Source organism: Tropicimonas sp. TH_r6 (assembly GCF_033101155.1).
Classification (GTDB): Bacteria; Pseudomonadota; Alphaproteobacteria; order Rhodobacterales; family Rhodobacteraceae; genus Tropicimonas.
On sequence record NZ_JAWMPX010000068.1, the window covers coordinates 1 to 3,183 of the forward strand.

Annotated in this window: 4 protein-coding genes; all 4 read right to left on the reverse strand. The window is 62.9% G+C overall.

The genetic code is table 11. The features are described from left to right. Nucleotides 1–119 precede the first annotated feature (119 nt). On the reverse strand, nt 120–1,376 hold the full coding sequence (locus tag R3X27_RS25310) for a carbohydrate porin (RefSeq protein WP_317711688.1): 1,257 nt from the start codon (nt 1,374–1,376) through the stop codon (nt 120–122). 37 nt (nt 1,377–1,413) lie between these two features. Then, nucleotides 1,414–2,337, reverse strand: a complete 924-nt coding sequence (locus R3X27_RS25315; RefSeq protein ID WP_317711689.1) for an efflux RND transporter periplasmic adaptor subunit — start codon at nt 2,335–2,337, stop codon at nt 1,414–1,416. Beyond that, nucleotides 2,334–2,591, reverse strand: a complete 258-nt coding sequence (locus R3X27_RS25320) for a DUF3302 domain-containing protein (protein WP_317711690.1) — start codon at nt 2,589–2,591, stop codon at nt 2,334–2,336. The genes R3X27_RS25315 and R3X27_RS25320 overlap by 4 nt, the downstream gene beginning before the upstream one ends. Nucleotides 2,592–2,652: 61 nt before the next feature. After that, nucleotides 2,653–3,183 (reverse strand): MSMEG_1061 family FMN-dependent PPOX-type flavoprotein (locus R3X27_RS25325; protein WP_317711691.1); only part of this gene is annotated, 531 nt, incomplete at its 5' end.

Genomic DNA, 3,183 nt, shown 5'->3' on the forward strand with positions numbered 1-3,183 from the left:
CGGCCCGAAGCCGCCCTCCAAGGTCGATACACTTGCCGCGCTGCGGCTTCGATAGAGCGGACATTCCCCAGTGTTCCCGCGCCCCGGACCGGGCGATCTCATATTGGCGGGTGGTCAGCTCAGAACGAGAAGCGTGTCCTTAGCCCGAAGATCGTGATATTGTCCTCCTCCGGGTTGAGCGCGGGATTGTCGATGAACTGGATCGAGGGCGTGATGGCGAGGTTCTCGGCCAGTTGCAGGCGGTAGAAGATCTCGGAGGTGGTTTGCGCCTCCAGCGTGTCGTCAGAAGGTTGCCCCCAGTTCACGGCAGCCCCCATCAGGTCGGCCCGGCTGCGGCTGCGGTAGACGAAGCCGGCCGTGTAGTTCTCGTTGTAGAGAGGCGCCGAGCCCTCGGACCAGCCGGCGCGCAGGAAGGGCATGAAGACGTCATCGAAGGTCCAGTTGGCGCCGATGGTCCAGCCCTGGCTTTCCTCGATGCCGGCTTCCTCGCGCTCGTCGGCATGCCAATACATGACGTGGACGTTGGAGAAAAACCGGCGGTCGGAAGAAGGCGACCATCCAACCTCCACGGTCTTGTAGAGATCAAATGAATCGTTGAAGAGAACAGGGTCAATCGCAGTGCCGTTGGCATCATTGACCGCCGCCTTCACGTACCAGCTGTCGTCGATCCAGTGGCCGACACCGATGCCGGTGCTCCAGTCCGGCAGGGCCACGGACGGGTTCAAGACGATGGCGAGGTTCTGGAAAGCCGTACGCGGGTTGGCGTAGCCCAGCACGTCGAAGAAATCATTTGGATCGTAGCGACCGACGATCATACCGGTTCGCCCGTCGTTGAAGCTCTGCTGCCAGTTCAGATCCCCGAGGATCCAATCGGTGTCGCCAAAGAGCGTTCCGGGAATACCGAGATAGCCCGTTGCGAAGCCAAGATCCGCCGGCGGGATATCGGTATAGGCATGGCGGTTCTCGACGCTGAAGACGAGCGTGCCCACATCCGTCTCGCCCCGATTGACGAGGTCCCAGCGACCGAAGACCTTGAAGATACCGCTGCTGGCCTCGTCTTCCGAGCCCGGCAGGGTGGCATCCGCCTTCTGGTAGAGGGAAGTATAGTCGAAGCCGAGTTGCAGGCCGGCATCGGTCTTGAGCCGGGCTTTCCAGTCGAACCAGGGTTTCAGTGCCCGGTCGAAGCCCGGAAAGCGGAAAGCGGGATCCTTGGGGGCGTCATCCTCGGCAAGCTGCGAGGTAACGGCCGACGGTCCGGCAAACCCCTGCGCGTCGCTCCGAAAACCGGATATGCCGGGTGTCGCGGCGTCCTGCGCAATGGCCGTGTTCGCCGTCATCGTGGCCAGGGATATAGCGACTCCCAGAAATCGGCTCATGCTGTGCTCTCTCGAGAGTTGAAATAGATCTGTGGGCTCAGAAGTAGTTCATCCATGCCGTCATGCGCAGGGTGACCTGCTGGAGGACATGGAATTCGGTGCCCTGGTCGGTGTAGATCGCCCCTTGGCCGGAGCTTCCTGGTGGCAGGGAGACACCTTCAAGCTCCAGGTCGAGCGTGGCGACATAGGTGGTGTCGATCACCTCCGGTACCTCTGGTGTCGCCCCATCCAGCGTGTATTCGGCGGTCGGTGCAGAGAGAAAAACGCCCGAGACCGTCCCCTGGAACACACGACCGGGAAAGGTCTTGAAAGTCGCCTCGGCCCTTTGTCCTTCCATCACGTTGCGGATCTGGTTCTGCTTGAGGACGACGTTTACCACCGGGTTGTCGATGTCGAGGAAGGCCATGACCGGAACACCCGCGGCGACCCGGTCGCTGGGCAGCAGGGTCGTGGCGGGGACGATCCCTCTAAAGGGTGCGCGGACCGTGGTGTTCTCCAGATCGATCTGCGCCAGGGCAAGATCCGCCCGGACGACCTCGACCTCGGCCCGCAGGGCTTCAACCTCGGTCTCGGCGACCGCCTGCCGTTCGAGCAGGGTCTGCTTCCGGGACAGCTGATCCTCGGCCAGCGCAAGTTCCGCCTTGGTCTTGTTGACGGCGGCAAGGTATTTCGCCTTGTCGATCTCGAACAGCACATCCCCTTCCGCAATGGGTGTCCAGGATTGGGCGGCGACCTCCGTCACAGGCCCGCTGACAGCCGGCTTGATCCCCTGCGAGCCCACGGTCACCGTCGCGCCCGCCTTGGGGGCGTTCCAGTTGAGCGGCAGGAAGATCACCAGCATGGCGGTGAGCCAGATCACCACCGGCGAGATCTTCATCCAGAGATGCCAGCGTTTCAGAACGCCGAGTTTCACCAGAACCCAGAGAAAACCGAGCCAAAGGATGATCGGGACAAGGATCATGCTGCGGTCTCCTCGGCGGCGGCCTCGACCTCGGCGTCGGTGGACCCGGCATAGGCCCAGATCAGCACCAGCGGATAGAACACCCCGCCGGCGATCAGGGTGATCCAGCCGCCAATCGAAACGGCAGAGCGGTAGGGGTGGTTTCGGGCGGCGGCAACCCGGCCGGGCCAGCCGCCGAAGAACACAAGAACGGCAACCGCCACTACCGCCATGAAGACGAGTATCCCGAGTGCCACCTGGTCCAATGCTGTCATGATGCCTGTCCTTCTTCCTGTCTGTTCGGCCGTCCGTCGCGCCGCGTCGATCCGCGACAGTTCAGTAGAGTCGTTCCGTGTTGGAGCGGTGGATTCGCTCTTCGATCACCGACACGGGGTCTTTCAGCGCTCCATGGGCCTTCATCATCTCTGCCAGGCTCGGCACATTTGACGTGTCGGGCCATTCATCGGGATGCCAAGCCCGCGAGCGGATGAACGCTTTCGGACAATGGGAAAGAACCCGCTCGACCCGGATGAGCATCACGAGACCCGCCGGCCGGCCATTCACCGCGAGCTGCTCCGAAAGGGCCGCGTCCCTGACGAGAGCCGAGCGCCCACTGACCCGCAGTGTGTCCCCATGTCCGGGGATCATGAAGAGCAGGCCCACGGCATTGTCACGCAGGGTGTTCTCGAAGGAGTCCATCCGGTTGTTCCCGGGACGATCGGGCAGCGCCAATGTCCTGGGATCGAGCACCTTAATGAAGCCCGGCGGATCCCCGCGCGGTGTCTGGTCAACGCCACCATCGACCCGGCGGGTTCCCAGAACGGCCAGCGGCGCGGCTGCGATGAAGCGCTCGGCCAGCGGGTCGAT

What these genes read in the sequence shown, in the direction of transcription:
- R3X27_RS25320 (WP_317711690.1), bottom strand. Translation starts at nt 2,591, where the DNA reads ATGACAGCATTGGACCAGGTGGCACTCGGGATACTCGTCTTCATGGCG.
- R3X27_RS25310 (WP_317711688.1), bottom strand. Translation starts at nt 1,376, where the DNA reads ATGAGCCGATTTCTGGGAGTCGCTATATCCCTGGCCACGATGACGGCG.
- R3X27_RS25315 (WP_317711689.1), bottom strand. Translation starts at nt 2,337, where the DNA reads ATGATCCTTGTCCCGATCATCCTTTGGCTCGGTTTTCTCTGGGTTCTG.